Source organism: Shewanella aquimarina, from assembly GCF_023349185.1.
GTDB lineage: Bacteria > Pseudomonadota > Gammaproteobacteria > Enterobacterales > Shewanellaceae > Shewanella > Shewanella aquimarina.
The window spans coordinates 1-18,212 of record NZ_JAKIKY010000003.1; the positions used below are offsets into that span (position 1 = coordinate 1).

Genomic DNA, 18,212 nt, shown 5'->3' on the forward strand with positions numbered 1-18,212 from the left:
TGAACTCTGCACTGAATGTCGGTCTTGTGTTCTTCATTTCTACCACCTTTTTTCCAGAAGTGAGTCTATCACTTCGTCTATTCAGGTGGCCAAATTCACTATGCCACTACAAGGAGTATGGATGTCATCATTGAACTTTGAAGATGAAAAGAATAATTTTCGCGAATTCTATAATGAAAAACATGAAACACTAGAAGCTGCTAAAGGTGCATTTATAGCGATCATTAATTCGATCCTTGCAGATGAATATCCGATTTCTGCGGTTACAGGACGAGTAAAAGATCGCGATGAATCGATTAAAAAATTTGCACTTAAATACCAATCAACGCTTGAAGAAGCTCAAGAAGAGTATGAAATAAAAGATCACATTACAGATCTTATTGGTCTTAGGGTTATATCTCTTTATGAATCTGATGTGCAAAAAATAAAAGATGTACTAGCAGAAGAGTTCGAGGTAATCGAAATAACCGATAAGATCAAAGATATTGAAAGTAAAGAATCCTCTTTTGGTTACAAGGGGTTGCATGTAGATCTAAAACTCAAAAATCCTAGAAATACGATGCGCGAATACTCAAGGTATGCAGAATTTCGTTTCGAAGTACAAATTAGGACAATAATTCAGGATGCTTGGAGCGTTTTAGATCACAAAATAAAATATAAAAAATCAATTCCCTTGCCTCTTAAAAGGAGGATAAATACATTAGCGGCTCTTTTTGAACTTGCAGATAGAGAATTTTATAGTATTCGAGAGAAAACCATAAAGGCAGCGGAAGATGAAAAGGAAAAAGCAAAAACAGCCACTCCTTCTGAAAATGAAGCTCTTAATGTATTTTCATTTTTAGCTATTGTTGATGAATTATTTAATGGATATGATTTTCACTCGTATAAAGCAGATGGTTTTGTTTCTGAGATATTAAGCTATGGGGATGTTACTCCAAGTGAATTCAAGTCAATTATTGATAATAACTTCTCATATATTGAAAAATATAAAAAATCAATCGATGAAACACCTACAAGAAAACATGCTTTTAATCCTTACACGGAACTAAGACATGTTTTATATCAGTCAGATCGAACTAAATATGAGAGAGCATTATATGATTCTCAAAGAAAAAAGTTTAATGAGTGGTCTGAAGAAAATCCGCAATAAAGTGAACTTAACAAGTTGTTAAATAAGGACAAAAAATAGTTGGTTTTTGCTCCTTGGTCGCTAATTTTAACCAACTGTTTTTAGCCTGTTAACAGGGCGTTATGAGTGAGGACAACATGGAATTCGAGTACTTCAAATACCCTGAGAAATTTGCATTCTTAACTGATGGTCCAATGCCTTGCTCTGTATGCCTTGATATTAAAATTTGTTTTGACGCTGGAGGGTATCCCGGCATGAATGACATTGAATGCATTTGTGCAAGTTGTCTTAAGGCTGGGAAGTTAATTGATTTAGATATTGAGCCTAATATGATTCTTGATGATGGTTCAGAAGCTGCTAAAACAATAACATACAAAACCCCTTCGCTTCCGACATGGCAAGACACAGTATGGCCTACTATTGATGGGAAGCACCCAGTATTTGAATGTATTGCCTCTAAGCAAGATTTCACTAATAAACAAGAATTTTTGGGCTGCTTTGTTGAAGACAGCCAATCGAAAAAAGATGTTGAGTGGTTATGGGATTCCCTGCCCGATAAAAAACTTAATAGCTACAAAGAAGGCGGTGATGTCTCTGTATATCTATTTAGCTTAGAAAATCAAAAATATTGGGTTTGGGGTGCCAACTAAAACCCATAACAAGCGCAGGCAATTTGACAGTCAAGAATAGAAGGGGCCAGAGCAAACTTTCTTAGAGAGTTGATTTACAGATGAATCTGTTGGGTTTTGTGTTCATTGTGCGATGGGGCCGGCTGGGTGGTAGCGTTGCTCACACTGAATGTGGCGTTATGTGAAAATCGAGTTATGGAGAAGTCGATGAAGATAGAGAAATGGAAGCAAGTACGTGCCAAGGGTAAAGCTAGGTTTATCTGGATAAATGGCTTTCTGTTTTGGGGCGTTTCTACTGCAGTGCTATGGTCAACTTTGATGCAGCTGTTTCAGCCACAAGAACCTATTTGGGTTAGACCACTTGTCGCTATTATCGTTTTTCCAGTTGGCGGTTTAATTTGGACCAATTGGCTTTGGTACTCCTCAGAGCGAAAGTATCGTAAAAATATATAACAAGTGAATGTGGCGTTTAGCCTATTTATCTTAGTTTTCACACAACGTAGCTCCTTATTCTTAAGCAGGAGCTTGTACCTCTAATCTCTGTCTTATCTTCTTTTCATTACCAATGCCGCCAAATCGAAGAGACGTTAGATACCGGGTGTAGATACGCCGGTGAGCTTCCGAAACAGGGATGTTTCGGCAGAGCCTAAAGGGATTTATTTACGGCGTCTCACAGGTGTATCTGCACAGCCCCCGCCGGGCAGGCGTTAGGTTGCAGTGAAGGTACGACTTAAGACATTTTTGGTAAGTAGCTATGAAGCTTGGTGCTACTTAAGCGAACTTTAAGCGAACTCAAGCTTGGTATGCCATCAAGCGACATGCGTGGCTAGTCGATAGCTAGCCACAAAAAAACGCCCATTAAGGGCGTTTCTTATAAGCGGTAACCTAAACGCAATTAGGCTTTCTTACTCGGCATTAACGCCGGAACAATAAACACCACCAGGGCAATCAGGTAGGTGCTGAAGGCCACCACCATCCACTGTGACATTGTGATGCCAAACATCTCCCAGGGAATGTCGGTGCACATGCCGGTGGGCAGGAAGACTGACGGGAACCATTCGTGTAGTGGCATCCATTCTGGGAATTCCGGCAGGAAGGAGCAGGTGGAGAAAGGCGACGGGTTGGTCTGCATCTCGACCAGTTCCAGTGCCAGCTTGAGGCCCCAGGCCGCGCTAACTCCCCACAGGAGTACCCCGAGAAAACGTATCAGTCGATAGCCATGGCCGATGACGCCGATGAGGCCGGCGGTTAATACGCCGAGTACAGCGAGGCGCTGATAGATACACATGACGCAGGGGTCGAGTTTCATCACGTGTTGAAAGAAGAGGGCACAAGCTTCCAGGCCTAGGGCGGTCAGTAGCAGTATGGTCCAGGCTAAGCGAGACTGTGCGAATCGGGTCAGGGCACTCAACGATATTCTCCTATAAAAAAACGCCTCTAACTGCTAGAGGCGTTTTTAAGACTTTACGAAACTAGATAAGTTCAGTCAATCAACAAATTAGTGTCTGGTGACGACTAATATCGGCCCCTAAGGGCCGGTTAATTGACCTATGGCTCATCAATGGCCGGTGACGGCGCCTTTTGCCGCTTCCGCCACGGAGTGGTGGATCAGCATGTGTGAATCGTAGAAGTATTGGGTCATGTCGCTGAGGAAGCCTGTCTCGATGGCCACAATACCCACGATCGACAATACGATAGTGTAGGGCAGCGCCATCCACACCATGCGACCATAAGAGAGCCTGATCAGCGGAGCGATGGCCGAGGTCAGCAGGAAGAGGAAGGCAGCCTGTCCGTTAGGCGTCGCCACAGATGGTAGGTTGGTACCCGTGTTGATGGCAACCGCCAGCAGGTCGAACTGATCGCGGGTGATCTGCCCATCCAATAGCGCGGCCTTCACCTCGTTGATATAGACGGTACCCACGAACACGTTATCACTCACCATAGAGAGCAGGCCGTTGGCGATATAGAAGATCACCAGCTGGGTGTTGCCTTCGTAGCTCAGTGCCCACTGGATCACAGGCGCAAACAGCTGTTGGTCGATGATCACGCCCACGATGGCGAAGAAGACCGCCAGCAGTGCGGTGAAGGGCAGCGCCTCTTCAAACGCCTTACCCAGGGCATGCTCGTTGGTGACGCCGTTAAAGGCGGTGGTTAGGATGATCACCGACAGACCGATAAGACCCACAGACGCCAGGTGGAAGGCCAGACCCACGATGAGCCAGATGCCGACAAAGGCCTGGATGACCAGCTTGATCTTGTCATGGTTGGTGCGGCGCGCATCTTCATAAGAGGCATAGTCAGACAAAATCTTATGTACCGCCTCGGGCAGCTGTTGGCCATAGCCAAACCACTTGAATTTCTCTACCAGAAAGCAGGTCGCGATACCCGCGATAAACACAGGAATGGTCACCGGGCCCATGCGCAGGGCAAATTCGCCAAACTGCCAGTTGGCCTGGGCGGCGATGATCAGGTTTTGCGGCTCACCCACCATGGTGCAGACACCACCTAATGCGGTACCGACACCGGCGTGCATCAGCAGGTTACGCAGGAAGCCACGAAATGCCTCTAGCTCGTCTTCACACAGGGGATGCCCCTCGCCGTGGCTGTCAGAGGTGTGGTCGTGATCGTCGGCAAAGTTCTTGCCAGATGCCACCTTGTGGTAGATAGAGTAGAAACCCACGGCCACTGCGATGATAACCGCAATCACGGTCAGCGCATCGAGGAAGGCCGACAGGAAGGCCGATGCCACACAGAACATCAATGAAACCACTACCTTAGAGCGGATCTTGGTGATCATCTTGGTGAACACGAACAGCAGCAACTGCTTCATGAAGTAGATGCCGGCGACCATGAAGATCAATAGCAGCAGCACTTCGAGGTTGGCTTCGATCTCGTGCAGTACCTGTGTGGGGGAGGTCATGCCGATGAATACCGCCTCGATGGCAAGCAGACCGCCGGGTTGTAGGGGATAACATTTCAGCGCCATGGCCAGCGTGAAGATGAACTCGACTACCAGTAACCATCCGGCAACAAATGGATTGAGGTAGAAGACGATCGGGTTGATCACTAAGAATGATAAAATTGCGATTTTGAACCACTTAGGAGAATTTCCTAAGAAATTGTCAATAAACGCCTGACTCATGGTCACAGGCATGGCATCCTCTCATCTATATAATTTTTTTTTGACAGAAAGTTAACGAACAGTCCGCTGTTCAATTCAGTGTATCCTAATGATATGTAGAATTTAATACCTTTTTAGCTCAGATTGCCTAAAAACAGACATTAACTGCAATCTATATCACAAGCTTGTTGATGTGGTCTCTATTTTGCTCATTATTGCGATCTGAGTCCTTGATCTTATCCAGTAATGTTACGGATTAGGTTTCCATTTTTTGCCGCTCTGGTATGATCAGTGCCCAAGATAACTTTGAATAAATTGGAATAGTGGCCTGATGACAACTGTCCCCCAAGTACCTGTAACGCCTAAAGACAAAGATATTATTGAAGCGAAGGGTCCTGCGAGCTTTGCCGAAAAGTATATTGTTCGTTCGATTTGGGAGGGAAAGTTTCCACCCGGTTCCATTCTGCCTGCCGAACGCGAATTGTCTGAACTGATCGGCGTGACACGTACTACACTGCGCGAAGTGCTGCAGCGTCTCGCCCGCGATGGCTGGTTGACCATTCAACACGGTAAGCCGACTAAGGTTAATGATATCTGGGAAACCTCTGGACTTAACGTGCTTGAGACCATCGCCGAGCTCAATCCGGCCGGTGAGCCTGTGCTGCTGGAGCAACTGCTGTCGGCCCGTACCAACATCAGCGCCATCTACTTTAAGGGCGCGGTGCGTTACAACCCAGACAAGGTATTAGAGGCGTTAGCGCCGCTGGCGACCCTAAAGGATGATGCCAAGGCCTTTATCGAATTCGATTACCATCTGCATCACACCCTGGCTTACCATTCTGGCAACCCGCTTTATGTGTTGATCCTTAACGGCTTCAAGGGCCTCTATAGCCGCGTGGGTGAAGAATATTTTGCCATCGAGAAGGCGCGCGAGCTGGCGCTGGACTTCTACCAGGCGCTCGAAGCATTAGCCAAAGATCACAACCACAACGACGTGCCGGTATTGATGCGCAGCTACGGCATCAACAGCGGTAAGGTGTGGCAGCGTTATAAGGCGAACCTGATGCAGTCGGCCGAGGCTAACCAGGGCTAAAAGCTCTGTCTAAAATAAAGACCCTGTCGAAATAAAGAAAGGCCGCTCATAGAGAGCGGCTTTTTTATTAGTGTCTGTCCTGGCTTGCTGGTTAGCGCAGGTTAGGACGCTAGTCGATGTCGAAACTGTAGTAGATGTCCAGGGTCTTGGAGATGGTCCCCGAGACACTCTCAAGATAGAGCTGAGACATCAGGTAGTAACGCACCGTCATCTCATAGCCGGGGTTGAACACCCCCACACCATACTTGACCATCAGGTCATCCCCGATAAAGCCGCTGATGGCGACCTTACCGTCATCATTGGCGTCAAACTGTACGTTAGAGATCCCTAGCTTCTCTATGATGTTGGAAGCCGAGCTGCCGAGGTTACCGAAGGCGTTCTTGCCCAGCTGGTTGCCCAGGGTCAGCGCGGCGCCCATCATCAGGGCGCTGTTTTGATCCGAATCGTTACTGTTAAATCCGGTTCCCTTGATGATGTAGGAGAGGATCTCGGCCTGCTCCTTGGACGGGGTAGAGAAGAGAGTCACTATGGGTTTCTGCGGCGTACCGGTAATGCGTACCCCGGCGACTACATCTTCATCTTTAATCTCTCGTATCGCCTCGATATTCAGGTTAGGCACCGCCATGGGGCCGACAAACTGCACCTCACCGGCCTTGATCGATAGGGTTTGCCCCATAAATTTGTAATTGCCGTTCACCACCTTGATATCGCCGTAGAGCAGCGGCGGCTTAAAGGCGGCCTGGCGCAGCTCCAGGGTACCGACGAGCAGGCCCCTCAGGCCCATGCCATCGACGATGAGCTTGTCGCCGACCTGGATAGCTATCTGGCTGGTAACCGCTATGGGGTCTTTAACCTGGACCTGACTGGCGAGGCTGTCGTTGAAGACCACGTCGCTGGACTCGGCCACGCCGCCCTCGGGGAGCTGAGCTATGGTGATATGGCCCGAGGGGACGTCCAGCTTGCCGCGAATATCCAGGTGTTTATTGCTGAAGCTGATGTCAATATCCGGTGACACGTCCAGTATCGCCAGTGGCGGCTGAATGATGGCCAGCTTGTCGCCGCTGAAGTTGAGTTTGCCATTTAGCCCCTCTGTCCAGTCGATATCGCCTTCAATGCCGGCCTTGCCATCGCCCATGGTCCACTGACCCGCGACCCGTCCCGTCTGTCCCTGCAGGGTGAGCTTGAGGCTGATGTTATCCAATAGCGTCGGGTTGGCGGCCGCCGCCAGTTGGCCGTCGACGAGGTCGACCGTGCCGCTGAGGTCCGGCTGATTTAGCGTGCCGCCCAGTATGATGGCGCTGGATACCTGGCCGCTGAGGACCTCGAGCTGAGGCGTAAAGTCGGACAGGGCATGGAGATCGATATCCTTCAGATCTATCTTACCGCTTAGCCTGTGTTCGGGATCGCTACTTATAGTGAGCTGACTGTCTATCTTGGCAAAGCGCTTGGATTCGAGCTGCGCGTCGATGCCGAGTTGCTGCTTATCCAGGCGGGCCTTGAGGTTGAGGTAGCGATACTGTGCCTGGATCTGTCGCTTGGTGGTAGTGAGATCGAACTGCCCCGGCGCCATGGCCAGTGTCAGCATGCCGGTTGGCTTGGCACCCTTAGCCCATCGAAACTCGCCATCGAGCTGGGTCGGGCCTTGCCATTTTAGGTTTTCCGGCAGCACGGGGGCTAGCAGGGCGCCGAGATCGCCTACCAATTGCAGACGGGTATCGCCCTTGTCACCGAACTCGGCGGGATCGGTCAGACAGAGACTGGCGGCGTTATGGCGCCAACAGAAGGGGGAGAGCTGGCCCTTAGCCTGCTGATTGTCCCAATAGAGGTCGATAGGTTCGTCCAGCGCCATGGGGCCCAGGCGTGAATTGAGGCTGATACGCTTTATCTTGGCATCGAATCGCTGCGCCTTGTCATCATAGGTTGAGGCGATTGAGGTGTTGAGCTGTAGGTCGCCATAGGTCTGCAACCCCAGTTTCTGCCTGGTGATATCTCCCTTGACGCCTAGGGTGAGGTTACTCAGCGCCATGCCTTGCCCCTTGATGTCCGTGGATTTCAGCGACAATGCAAACTGGTGCGCGTCCTGGGGACGGTAGAAGGCGATAAGCTTGGCCTTATCGACAGTGATATCGGCGTACTTGAGCTCTATGGTATCGGCATTGATGGCGACTTCGGGGTGCTCATCGTCGCCGGATACATTGATGACCGCCTTGATGGCGCCGCTGGCGCTCGGATCCCACAGGCTCAGGGCAGGCACGCTCAGTTGACCATCCAGCGCCCAGACATCATCCACCCGCCCGGAGAGGGTCAACTGGGACTCGAGGGCGTCGATCTGCAGATGCTCTGCGTTAAGTTGGAACTTGTCATTCAGGGCGATATCCCCCTGAACCTTAAGTGGATATTGGTCCACATGCCCCTCAAGATCTGCCTGGCTGATGCCTATCGACCAGGCCTTATCACTAAATTCCCCTTTGCTGTGCAGGCTGCCATTGACCAGGGTTGCGGGCAGGTGCTGCTCGGGCGTGACGTTAAGCTGGGCAAGATCTAAGCCCTGAGTGCTGGCCGCAAGCTGCCAGCTAATGTTCTGGCCGTAACCGAGTGCGCCGCTGAGATCCAGCTTGCCCATCTCGCTGTCGACCCTGAGTGTGGCGACCTCAAGCTGCTGATCCTGGTGTGACAACTCGGTATCCAGGGTTAGCCAGGGATGGTAGGGGGTCCTTAGCTCGCCGTTAAGCTTGAGCCGTTGAGCCTTTAGGCTACCGCTCGACTCAAGGGTTAATGCCTTGGCCTCATATTGGGCCTGCGCCAGTGGCCACATCAGGTGCGGGCTTGACAGGTGCAACTCGTAGGGCAGCGCAGCTGTGCTCAGGTTGGCCTTGGCATCTAAGTCAAGCAGCAGATGCCCCTCGCCCTTAAGCTTGACGGCAAGGTCTGCGAAACCACCTTTTATCTCGGCGTTAAGGCGTTGACGCTTGAGCTCGGGCAGCTCGCTGACGCCGTTGGCGTTGAGATCGGCCTGAAGGTGAATCGCCATGGGATAATCTTGCGTCAGACTGATCTCACCATCGAGCTGCGCCTTACCATAGTCATGGTCAAGAGCCAGGCTATCGACGGTGATCTTATAGCCGAGGTAGCTGCCCGCGAGGTCGATGGCGGCAAACTTATCGACACGCTCGCCGAGCCTGAGCTGGCTGTCAACCAGCTGCGCGCCGTCGACAAAGATAGGCATGGGGATCTCGACCTCTGGCAGATGGCTTAGGGGCCAGTCTGTCTCATCTTGCCGGTTTGCTGTTGCCTGTGCCTGGGCTGGCGCTGGCGTAGGCACTTGAGTCTGAGTGTTTGTCTCATTGTTAGTATGAGAGTTAGGCTGAGTGTAAGCCTGAGCCGAGCCCTCGTCTTGTCCTAGGGGGATAGACACCATCAGCCCTTTGCTGTCGAGCCGATTGACCCGCAGGCCCGTCTCGAGCCAGCTGGCCTTGGCCGCGAGTTGCTCGGCATTAAACTGCATCTGATTCACCCGCACCCGGATCTGATTGAGGTCGCTCTGTGTGAGGATGATGCCGAAGGGCAGGGTGAGCGGGCCATCGTCCTCGATTTGCTCAACGGGCGGTTTTATTTCTGGTGTCGATGCCAGCTTGTCGGTATCTATCTCTACCCGCACCGCGTCGGCGCCAAGGGAATCGACACAGAGCTGACGCTGCAGCAGGCACAGGGGACGCCATTTGAGGCTAAGCCCCTCTGTTTCGACCTCAATGCCCGCCATCTGCCACTTGGCATGTTGCAGCTTTAGCTGACCATTGAGTGTGCCGCCGCCATAGCTCAGGTTTAAGTCTGGCACTAAGAGATCGGCGAGATTCACCGCCACATGACTGCCAAAGGGGGTACCTATCAGTATGGCCAGGGGGATAAGCAAGGCCAGCGGCAGATAGAGCAGCACGCGAACCAGGTTACGCAGCCAATAGGCCAGGCGGTACGGCAAAGATCTTGGCCTTTGCGCCTTTCCATTTGAGGGCGTTTCGCCTTTAAGCCCCTGGGCCTGCTCCTGAGACGGGGTTAAATCACCGGGCGTTTCTATCATAGCTCTGCCCCCATGGTGATATGGATGCGCCAGCTGCGATCCACTGTGTCTGTCTCTTTCAGACCGACGCCGAGATCCAGCTTGATCGGCCCTATGGGGGAGATCCAGTGGATGCCGCCGCCAACCGAGACTATGGGCTCGAACTGCTGACTGTCGAAGGCGCTACCGGCATCCATAAAGCTGGCGACTCGCCATGTCGGGGTAAGATAGTATTGATATTCCAGGCTGCCGACAAGCAGATAGCGGCCACCGACCACCACGCGGGCCAGCTGACCCTCGTTATTGGTATAGTCGATATGGGGGCCGAGTTCGTGATAGCTATAGCCGCGGATGCTTTGATCGCCCCCGGCGAAGTAGCGTAGCGACGGCGGTACCAAGGGCAGTTCGTCATCTTTGACCAGGTTGGCGCCCAGATCCAGCCGGGAGACAAACCTGTGTTTGTCGAATAAGGTGTCTATCCACTTAAACTTGGCCTGTAGCCGAGTCAGGCGCAGATCTGAGCCCAGTGTCGGGTCGGCATGTTCCAGGCTGTAATATTGAAAGAAGCCCGACTTAGGATCCAGACTCTTGTCGCCACGAGTGGTTTTCGACAGGCTGGTGCCCAGCAGTAAAACGTCGGGATCATAATCGATATCCGACTGAGCATATTCTTCGTTGATGGCATCTAACGAATAGGTAAACAGCCATTGATTCTTTAACCGCTTCTGCCTGACGACCCCGACGAGTTTCTTGACCGATTCCAGCTCGCCTGTGTTACGAAAGTCGCGTTTATCGGCGTCATAGACTTGAGTGACCCCATACTTATCCCTGAGCAGGCCGACACGTATCTTGAGCTGATCGTCCAGCGGATGGCTCATGGGGATGGTGTAGGTGGTGAGAAATTTGGGCCTGTCCGGCGACCATTCTACGCTGCTCTCCTGGGAGTGGCCGTAACGATTGATCTGCGGCGTTCGCCAGGTGACCCTGACTCTGGGCTCGATATTATTGTCGATGGAGTTACCGACGTCGGCGCCCAAACCCAGCTCGATAGAGTGACTGGGCCTTGGGGTGACCTCTACCCGAATGGGAACCCTGTCGTCCTGCATCTTATCGAGCTGAGGCAGCACCTTGATGTTGGTGAAGTAGCCAGTATCGACCAGCTCCCGGTTGAGTGCACCTAATTTACCCGTGCTGTAGTGGGAATCTGGCTCAAAAGGGATCAACTTGTCGAGAAAACCAGGCACCAAGTCGTGGCCGTTGAAGCTCACCTCGCCGATGCGATAGCGCGGGCCTGAGTCGTAATGCAGGCTGATCTGTGCGCTGTCGAGATCCCGGTTGACCACTATCTGGTTGGTGAGGTACTTGCCTTCGAAATAGCCCCTGGCCAACGCATAGGTGAGCAGCTGAGACTTGATCGCCTCATATTCACCATGATTGAGCACATCGCCAGGCTTTAGGCTGATCTGCTCTAGCCAGTCGTTGACCGCCTTGTCATCGAGGATCTCGCCTGTCAGTTGAATGTCGATCCACTGGATCACCGTCGGCGCACCTGGCGTGATAGATAGGCGTAGGGTCCAGGGGCCGGTTTCTGGGCTCTCCAGTTGCTGGTCTATCTTGCCCTTGTAGTAGCCGAGGGAGTGCAGCGCAGCCTCGATGTTTTCATCGGCGTTGAAGATAAAGGCTCGGCGTTGCACCTCAGAGCTTGGCAGGGCGCCAAGGTGAGCCGTGATGTTGCGTTTAAGAGCCTTGTCGGCGCCGTCTATCTCGACCGTTAACCAGTCGTTCGCCCAGACAGACGATATCCCCATGCACAGGCAGAGTAGGGCGAGTGTCGATAGCCGGGATAAGGTCGCAAAGATCCGCAAGAAAAAGGCTCTATCTAGTTGAAAAGTTTGTTGCTGTTTATTGTCGCAGATTATGGAGGCCAAGCAAGATGATGATTGTAATTAATGATGAAAATCGGTACAAAGAAGGCAAACAATAACGAGGAAGCCTACCGTGAGAAGCACTATTACCCCCACCCTGTTAGCCGGACTGTTGAGCCTGTTGATGAGCACCTCTGCTGCGGCCGAGAACCAGCCATTTTCTATCGCCATCCATGGCGGTGCCGGCACCATCTCTAAGGCCAAGCTGACCGAGGCGCAGCAGCAAGCCTACCGTGACAAACTCAAGCAGGCGGTGGATGCCGGTTACAAGGTGCTGGAAAAGGGGGGCGATAGCCTGACGGCGGTGACCACTGCCATCAATATTCTCGAAGACAGCCCGCTGTTTAACGCTGGTAAAGGCGCCGTCTATACCTATGACGGCACCCACGAGATGGACGCCTCCATCATGGATGGTCGCACCCTCAATGCCGGCGCGGTGGCCGGCGTTAAACATATCAAGAATCCCATCGATCTGGCGCGCGCCGTGATGGACAAGTCGCCTCATGTGATGCTGTCGGGCCAAGGCGCCGAAGAGTTTGCCCTAAGCCAAGATTTCAGCCTGGTACCCGTGACCTATTTTGATACCGACAGCCGCTACCAGCAGCTCATCGATGCCAAGGCCAAGCTGAAACAGGCCGAGAGTGAGTCGGGTGGCAAGCCAGATTACCAGGCATCGGTAGATTACCTGGATCTGGATTATAAATTTGGCACCGTGGGCGCCGTGGCTCTGGATAAGCAGGGCAACCTGGCCGCCGGCACCTCAACCGGTGGCATGACGGTTAAGCGCTTCGGGCGCATCGGCGATTCGCCGGTCATCGGAGCGGGCACCTACGCGGAAAACCAGGTGTGCGCCGTGTCGGCCACAGGCCATGGTGAGTACTTTATTCGTTACCATGTGGCGGGGGATATCTGCGCCAAGGTGAAGTATCAGCAGAAATCAATTCTGCAGGCGGCGGATGAGGTGATCAATCAGCGGCTTATCACCGCGGGCGGCACCGGCGGGGTGATCGCCATCGACCAGCGCGGCAATATCGCCACCCCATTTAACACCGAAGGCATGTACCGCGCGACCCGTAAGGGCGGAGAGCAGGCTAAGGTGATGATTTGGCAGGATAACTGATCTGCGTTATCTGGCTAAAAATTTAATTTAAGTGAGGCTCGCAGCCTGTGTTGCGGCCTCGTTTTCATCTGCCGTTTGCACTCTTTGCGAACTCCTCGATTAACCCGCCAGACACTTCCTTAAAGGCCCGCTTCACTTACTTAAGATAAGTGGATTGTGCTGCAAAAGGCCTCCTAAGCTGTCAATTGTGCTTCACACCCGGCGTATTAACTTTATGTAAAATTTGTAACCTCTTTGTCACTAAGCTGATTTATAGTGTGCGCTGGTCGCAGGATCAGCACCGCAGTAATTTGAGCGTTAAGACTCGAATACTGCTTAAGAAAACTAGTTAAACACTAGGTTAATGGATAAATTTAGGGGTTAATATGTTTACCAAAGCAAGCGCGCTTGCCTTGGCGATTGGTGGTGTCTCCACCTTTGCCCAGGCCGCAGACGATCTGATCATCTCAGAGTATGTAGAAGGCAGCAGCAACAACAAGGCCGTCGAATTCTACAATCCCACCGGCGCCGAAATCGATTTAAGTCAGTATCGACTCGAGTTCTACTTTAACGGCAACACTAGTGCCGGTTCTACTATCGCCCTTAGCGGTAGTCTGGCCGCTGGCAAGACTTTTGTGCTGGCCGACAACGATGCCGCAGGTGAGATCTTGGCCGTCGCCGACCAGCTCAGCACAGCCAGTTTCTTCAATGGTGATGACACCTTAGTGCTGCGCAAGCAGGGCGTGGTGATCGACAGCCTAGGCCAGTTGGGTACAGATCCGGGCTCTGAGTGGGGCAGCGGCGATCTGTCGACCCAGAACAACACCCTGCGCCGAGATCCTAACCAGCTGATCGCCGATACCCAGCTCGATGATGCCGTGACCCTGGCCACCTGGACAGGTCATGCACAGGATGATTTTAGCGATCTTGGCCAGTTTGCCGGTCAGGGGCCGACAGACCCAACCGACCCGACGGATCCGACTGAGCCGCCGGTTGGCCTGGTCTGTCATGATCCCGCCACCAAGATCTCAGCACTGCAGGGCAGCGGCGATACCAGCCCGCTCAATGGTCAGAGTGTGACGGTCGAGGCTATCGTGACCAGCAATCAGGAGGCAGGCCTTAAGGGTCTGTTCCTGCAGATGGCCGATGCCGAGGTCGACGGTGACATCAACACCTCCGAAGGTGTGTTTGTCTATACAGGTGGTTCGCTGGGTTATCAGGCGGGGGATCGTATTCGTCTGAGCGCCACGGTTAAGGAGTATAACGGCCTGACCGAACTGACCAATGTGAGCGACCACGCCTTGTGCGGTTCGGCGCAGGCTATGCCGACCGCCGCCGAGGTGAGCCTGCCCCTGACAAAGAGCAGCGACCTGGAAGCGGTTGAAGGCATGCGTGTTCACTTTACTCAGAACCTGGTGGTGAACGAGGTTTATAACTTAGGACGCTATGGTGAGATTTTGCTCGGCAGTAAGCGTCATTTCATCGGGACTCAGGTGGCCGAGCCTGGCAGTGAGGCGCTGGCGGTCAGCCAGGCTAACGCCTTAGACTCAGTGCTGCTGGACGATGGATTAACCTCGCAAAACCCAGATCCTGTGCGTTACCCAGCACCAGGCCTGAGCGCCGACAATACTGTGCGTGTGGGTGACTCTATTACCCAGCTTAACGCCGTGATGCACTATGGCTTTGGCAAGTATCGGTTGATGCCAATCGATACGGTGAACTTTGTAGCCACCAACCCAAGAAGCAGTGAGCCAGCCCTAGCCGAGGGCGCTAACCTTAAGGTGGCCAGTTTCAACGTGCTTAACTACTTCAATGGCGACGGTCAGGGCGGTGGCTTCCCAACGGCACGGGGCGCCGATACCCCGAGCGAGTTTGCCCGTCAGCGCGCCAAGATCATCAGTGCCATGGTCAGCATCGATGCCGATATCTTTGGCTTGATGGAGATAGAAAACGACGGCTTTGGTAGTGAGTCTGCCATCAATGACCTGGTGAGTGGTTTAAACCAGGCGGTGGGCGAGACAAGATACCAATATATCTCGGCGCCAACACCAACCATAGGCACAGACGCCATCACAGTGGGTATGCTCTATCGCAGCGATCGCGTCACACCTGTTGGGGCGGCCAAGGTACTGTCCAGCGCAAACTCGCCACTGGATGAACAAGGTGAGGTGCTGTTTAACGATGGCAAGAACCGTCCTAGTCTGACACAGGCCTTCGAGGTCTTGGGTGAAGATCAGCAGATCGTGGTGGCGGTGAATCACCTCAAGTCTAAGGGGAGCGATTGTGTCAGCTTAGGGGATCCTGATCTGGGCGATGGTCAGGGCAACTGTAACCTGACCCGTACCCGCGCGGCTACCGCCCTGGGTCGCTGGCTAGCCAGCGAGTATGGCGAGCTGCCAACCCTTGTCATAGGGGACATGAACGCCTATGCCAAGGAAGATCCTATAGATGCGTTACGTGGCGCCGGCTATCTCGAGCTGTTCGACCATCTGGGTAAGACAGGTGCATACTCCTATGTCTTCTCCGGTGAAACGGGGCAACTGGATCATGCACTGGCCAATACTCAATTGGCCGACAAGGTAGTGGATGTGACCGAGTGGCATATTAACACCGACGAGCCGAGGCTGCTGGATTACAACGAAGAGTTTAAGTCGGCGGATCAGATTGCCTCGCTCTATAGCAGCCATGCCTATCGCTCTTCGGATCACGACCCTGTAGTGATCGCTTTGCTACTCGAGCGTGAGACCATAGCGCCAGTGGCTGGCTTTAGCTATGCGCTACAGGGCCGCACCCTGAGCCTAGTGAGCAGCGCTATGGACGAAGACGGTGAGATTGTCGATTACCAGTGGGATCTGGGCAATGGCGAGACCGCTGGCGGCGAGCAGCTAAGCTATCGTTACGCCAAGGCCGGTGAATACCCAGTGACCCTGACGGTAACCGATAACGATGGTCTGAGTCATAGTGTGACCCAGATGGTTAAGGTGCAGGTGAAGCTGCAAAAGCCTGTTGCCGTTATCGAGCATCTGGATCTCTGGTTTATGGATATCTTTGTCTCGCTCAGCTATGACACAGACGGTGAGATAGTGTCGCAGTCCTGGAAATTTAACAACGGCAGCAAGCAGAGAGGCCCTGTGGGCTTCAGCTTTGGACATCGCGCCAACAAGGTGAAACTCACCGTTGAGGATAACGATGGCCTCAAGGGTAAGGCTAAGCTGAATTTCTAGTGCTGAGTTTCTCATGATTTGAAAAGGCCGCCTCAGGGTGGCCTTTTTTATGCTTAATTTAGCGATAAATTTTAGCAAGCCTCTGTATTTAATTGGCAAAAACCAAATTTCTTACCGGCTAATAGCTAAAGGTTTCCTCTGGGACTGGGTTAGCTAAAAATGTTCTTAACAATAATCATTTCTATTATCATGTGGTTGCCGCAAACCCACGCCAATAAAGGGCTGGCGCCATTTTAGGGGCCGTTGCTTGAGCTACAATTAGGTGCGAATCCTAGGTGAGAGCAAAGTTATGGATAGCTATCAGAGACTTTTAGTGGTTGTGGATGAACACGATTTCAGCTTAAAGGCCGTTTCCCGCGCCGTGTATTTGGCCAGTAAAACCCACGCGGCAATCATAGTGATGATGTTAGAGCACAGCCATTTCGTTAACCGTTTGGTGGATACCTTCGAGGCAGACGCCAGCAAGGGGCAGGCACAACCCTTAACCAAGGAGGGTAAACTGAGTTGTTTAAATGCCTTCATCAGCCAGGCCGCCCAGTCGGGCCTCACGATTTCTAAGGCGTCTATCACCTGTCACTGCAGCGACGATATATTGCAGTTTTGCGATGATTTTAAGGTGGATGCGGTGATCTTGGCCGCCTCACGCCATACGCTATGGAACTGGCTGACGATTAAACCTTTGGATGTGCGCCTGATCCGCGAATCCTCCCGCCCAGTGGTGGTGGTTAAAGATCATCTGTGGCAGCCCGGCGGGCATATTCTCTCTTTGGTGGAGCCTTGCGCCGATGATGTTACCCACAAGGAGCTTAACGACGCCGTGCTGCAGACCTCGGAGCATTTCTCCCAGCTGTTGGCGGGAGATTGTCACCTGATCGATTGCTATTATGGCGACACCCCCAGCATGTCGTTTCATCAGGTGTTGACCCCAGCCAACGATGAGCATTACCACCTGCAGCAGATGTCCCGTTATTCGAATCGCTATCATCTACAGCCCGAGGGGAGTGGGATGAGTAATCATCATCTTCATCTGGCCAAGTCTTTACCTGAGGATGCCATCGAATCCTTGGCCAAGGAGGTGGACTCGGAGTTGGTGATAGTGGGCGATACCGGCAATGGTAACATGTTCTCCAACATGTGTGGCCATGTGGGGGAGCAGGTGATCGACAGGATCCAATGCGATCTTCTCGTGGTTAAGCCGCAGAGCGCACACGCCATGTGAGCACCCAAAATCAGCGTAAATGCCGGTCTAAGTACAGGCATGAGCCCTGATATGGTGCTTAGGCAATAACCGTTTAGGCGACAAGGAAACTAAAATGGAGAGGAAAGTACAAAGGAGAGGCGAGTAAAAAGGAGAGTTTAAGGTAGAGTTAAAAGGAAAGAAGTGGGAATATAAATAAGCGACGCATAGGCGTCGCTTATTCGTTTTGCAGCTAGAGGGTAAATCCGCTATTTCTTGACCCACTTACCCTGGGCGGTCTGAATGTAATGGCCCTTGGCGGCGGCCGCTATCGCCTTTTCGGCGGCCAGCTTGGCCACGTCATCGACGCTTATCTGGTTTTTACGGGCGATTTTTTCATAGTGGGCCTTGCGCTTGGCGTTGACCGACTTGGCCAGGGCGCTGGCTTCACTGTTGTTGACCACCACACCGAGATAGCCGTTGACCTGTTCGCCCACTAACCCTTGCGCCTTGGCGTCTTGCAACGAGATGGCGAAGGCATTGAGGCTGAGAAGAAGTCCGGCCATGAGGACGAGTATTTTGCTTTTCATTGGGATCACCTTATACCTTGATTAGAAGAGTTCATCGTTGTTGATCAGCTCATCGAGCTCTTTATCCACCTTAATCTTGATCTCATGTTCAATCTTAACGTTAAGGTTGATAACGATAGGCTTCTCAGGTGGCTCTATCTTGACCGTTGGCGTGCAGCCGCCCATGAGCAG

Annotated in this window: 13 protein-coding genes; 7 read left to right on the top strand and 6 right to left on the bottom strand. The window is 52.3% G+C overall.

Annotation, left to right across the window (positions count from 1 at the left end; genetic code table 11):
- Positions 1-121 precede the first annotated feature (121 nt).
- From L2731_RS04270 to L2731_RS04280, 3 genes are all read left to right on the top strand, one after another.
- A complete protein-coding gene (locus L2731_RS04270) occupies positions 122-1,150 on the top strand; it encodes a GTP pyrophosphokinase (protein WP_249251990.1) in 1,029 nt (342 codons plus the stop codon).
- A gap of 116 nt (positions 1,151-1,266) precedes the next feature.
- Positions 1,267-1,779, top strand: a complete 513-nt coding sequence (locus tag L2731_RS04275) for a CbrC family protein (RefSeq protein WP_249251992.1) — start codon at positions 1,267-1,269, stop codon at positions 1,777-1,779.
- Positions 1,780-1,965: 186 nt separating this feature from the next.
- Positions 1,966-2,211: a hypothetical protein gene (locus L2731_RS04280; protein ID WP_249251993.1), complete on the top strand. Its 246-nt coding sequence runs from the start codon at positions 1,966-1,968 to the stop codon at positions 2,209-2,211.
- A gap of 442 nt (positions 2,212-2,653) precedes the next feature.
- Here the strand turns inward: L2731_RS04280 and dsbB are convergent, their stop codons facing one another.
- Together dsbB and nhaB are read right to left on the bottom strand one after the other, a co-directional pair.
- Entirely contained in the window at positions 2,654-3,169 is a 516-nt protein-coding gene (dsbB, locus tag L2731_RS04285) for a disulfide bond formation protein DsbB (RefSeq protein WP_249251994.1), read from the bottom strand.
- A gap of 147 nt (positions 3,170-3,316) precedes the next feature.
- Entirely contained in the window at positions 3,317-4,912 is a 1,596-nt protein-coding gene (gene nhaB / locus L2731_RS04290; protein ID WP_249251995.1) for a sodium/proton antiporter NhaB, read from the bottom strand.
- Positions 4,913-5,210: 298 nt separating this feature from the next.
- Between nhaB and fadR the strand changes: the two genes are divergently transcribed.
- On the top strand, positions 5,211-5,972 hold the full coding sequence (gene fadR, locus L2731_RS04295; protein WP_052813810.1) for a fatty acid metabolism transcriptional regulator FadR: 762 nt from the start codon (positions 5,211-5,213) through the stop codon (positions 5,970-5,972).
- 109 nt (positions 5,973-6,081) lie between these two features.
- Here the strand turns inward: fadR and tamB are convergent, their stop codons facing one another.
- On the bottom strand, positions 6,082-10,047 hold the full coding sequence (gene tamB / locus L2731_RS04300) for an autotransporter assembly complex protein TamB (protein ID WP_249251996.1): 3,966 nt from the start codon (positions 10,045-10,047) through the stop codon (positions 6,082-6,084).
- Complete coding sequence (locus tag L2731_RS04305) at positions 10,044-11,834, bottom strand: autotransporter assembly complex protein TamA (protein WP_249252270.1); 1,791 nt, start codon at positions 11,832-11,834, stop codon at positions 10,044-10,046. The genes tamB and L2731_RS04305 overlap by 4 nt, the downstream gene beginning before the upstream one ends.
- Positions 11,835-12,075: 241 nt before the next feature.
- Here L2731_RS04305 and L2731_RS04310 point away from each other — a divergent pair, with 241 nt between their 5' ends.
- The 3 genes from L2731_RS04310 to L2731_RS04320 all read left to right on the top strand — a co-directional run bounded on the left by L2731_RS04310 (position 12,076) and on the right by L2731_RS04320 (position 17,493).
- Positions 12,076-13,071 (top strand): isoaspartyl peptidase/L-asparaginase family protein, encoded by a 996-nt coding sequence (locus tag L2731_RS04310; RefSeq protein WP_249252272.1) that lies wholly within the window; start codon positions 12,076-12,078, stop codon positions 13,069-13,071.
- 365 nt (positions 13,072-13,436) lie between these two features.
- The gene (locus L2731_RS04315) at positions 13,437-16,274 is read left to right on the top strand and encodes an ExeM/NucH family extracellular endonuclease (protein WP_249251997.1); all 2,838 of its coding nucleotides are present in this window, start codon (positions 13,437-13,439) and stop codon (positions 16,272-16,274) included.
- A gap of 289 nt (positions 16,275-16,563) precedes the next feature.
- Positions 16,564-17,493, top strand: coding sequence for a universal stress protein (locus L2731_RS04320; RefSeq protein ID WP_249251998.1), 930 nt, complete (start codon positions 16,564-16,566; stop codon positions 17,491-17,493).
- 227 nt (positions 17,494-17,720) lie between these two features.
- Here L2731_RS04320 and L2731_RS04325 read toward each other — a convergent pair whose 3' ends face one another.
- Entirely contained in the window at positions 17,721-18,041 is a 321-nt protein-coding gene (locus L2731_RS04325; RefSeq protein ID WP_249251999.1) for a YdbL family probable chaperone protein, read from the bottom strand.
- A 21-nt stretch (positions 18,042-18,062) separates the two neighbouring features.
- On the bottom strand, positions 18,063-18,206 hold the full coding sequence (locus tag L2731_RS04330; protein ID WP_160290154.1) for a YnbE family lipoprotein: 144 nt from the start codon (positions 18,204-18,206) through the stop codon (positions 18,063-18,065).
- Between the last annotated feature and the right edge of the window lie 6 nt (positions 18,207-18,212).

What these genes read in the sequence shown, in the direction of transcription:
- L2731_RS04330 (WP_160290154.1), bottom strand. Translation starts at nt 18,206, where the DNA reads ATGGGCGGCTGCACGCCAACGGTCAAGATAGAGCCACCTGAGAAGCCT.
- L2731_RS04270 (WP_249251990.1), top strand. Translation starts at nt 122, where the DNA reads ATGTCATCATTGAACTTTGAAGATGAAAAGAATAATTTTCGCGAATTC.
- L2731_RS04280 (WP_249251993.1), top strand. Translation starts at nt 1,966, where the DNA reads ATGAAGATAGAGAAATGGAAGCAAGTACGTGCCAAGGGTAAAGCTAGG.
- L2731_RS04315 (WP_249251997.1), top strand. Translation starts at nt 13,437, where the DNA reads ATGTTTACCAAAGCAAGCGCGCTTGCCTTGGCGATTGGTGGTGTCTCC.
- L2731_RS04305 (WP_249252270.1), bottom strand. Translation starts at nt 11,834, where the DNA reads ATGGGGATATCGTCTGTCTGGGCGAACGACTGGTTAACGGTCGAGATA.
- fadR (WP_052813810.1), top strand. Translation starts at nt 5,211, where the DNA reads ATGACAACTGTCCCCCAAGTACCTGTAACGCCTAAAGACAAAGATATT.
- L2731_RS04275 (WP_249251992.1), top strand. Translation starts at nt 1,267, where the DNA reads ATGGAATTCGAGTACTTCAAATACCCTGAGAAATTTGCATTCTTAACT.
- tamB (WP_249251996.1), bottom strand. Translation starts at nt 10,047, where the DNA reads ATGATAGAAACGCCCGGTGATTTAACCCCGTCTCAGGAGCAGGCCCAG.
- L2731_RS04310 (WP_249252272.1), top strand. Translation starts at nt 12,076, where the DNA reads ATGAGCACCTCTGCTGCGGCCGAGAACCAGCCATTTTCTATCGCCATC.
- L2731_RS04325 (WP_249251999.1), bottom strand. Translation starts at nt 18,041, where the DNA reads ATGAAAAGCAAAATACTCGTCCTCATGGCCGGACTTCTTCTCAGCCTC.
- L2731_RS04320 (WP_249251998.1), top strand. Translation starts at nt 16,564, where the DNA reads ATGGATAGCTATCAGAGACTTTTAGTGGTTGTGGATGAACACGATTTC.
- nhaB (WP_249251995.1), bottom strand. Translation starts at nt 4,912, where the DNA reads ATGCCTGTGACCATGAGTCAGGCGTTTATTGACAATTTCTTAGGAAAT.